This is a genomic window from Roseibium sp. RKSG952 (genome assembly GCF_009711355.1).
Genome location: NZ_SMMF01000340.1, coordinates 1 through 660, shown reverse-complemented (window position 1 = coordinate 660; position 660 = coordinate 1). Strand labels below are relative to the sequence as shown.

Genomic DNA, 660 nt, shown 5'->3' with positions numbered 1-660 from the left:
AAGTGCGAAAGATCTTTGACACTACCACCACAAGACCTTAGCGAACCGGATTGGGCGTATGTTGCCCGTGAACTGAAACGCAAGGGGGTGACCCTTTCGCTGCTGTGGCAGGAATACCGCAGCGCCCACCCTGAGGGTTACGGGTTCTCCTGGTTCTGCGACCGGTTTGCCGCTCACCGAAAGAAAACCAGTGCCTGCTTCCGCAACACTTTTGAAGCAGGCGCAGTGCTTCAGGCTGATTACGCCGGACAAACAGTTCCCGTCATAGACCCGGAAACGGGCAGCGTTCACCAAGCGCAGATCTTTGTCGCTGTTCTGGGCGCGTCCTCATACACATTTGCCCGGGCAAGCCTCTCCCAGGCCCTGCCGGACTGGATCGACAGCCAGGTCCGGGCCCTGACCTTTTTCGGCGGCACGACGCAGACGCTCGTCTGCGCCAACCTGAAGGCGGCTGTTGCGAAGGCCCTGTGGTTCGAGCCCACTCTGACGGCCACTTTCGAGGCCATGGCCGATCATTACGACACGACGATCCTGCCAACCCGAAGCCGCAAGCCGCGGGACAAGGGCAAGGTCGAGGGGGCGGTTTTGATCGTTGAGCGCTGGATCCTCGCCCGCCTGCGGAACCAGACCTTCTGTGAGCGTCCGGCGAACCCGACCTGC

Annotated in this window: 1 protein-coding gene; it reads left to right on the top strand. The window is 61.2% G+C overall.

From position 1 onward, the window contains the following. The coding region (gene istA, locus E1297_RS00950) for an IS21 family transposase (protein ID WP_155132754.1) at positions 1 to 660 on the top strand (660 nt) is incomplete at both ends.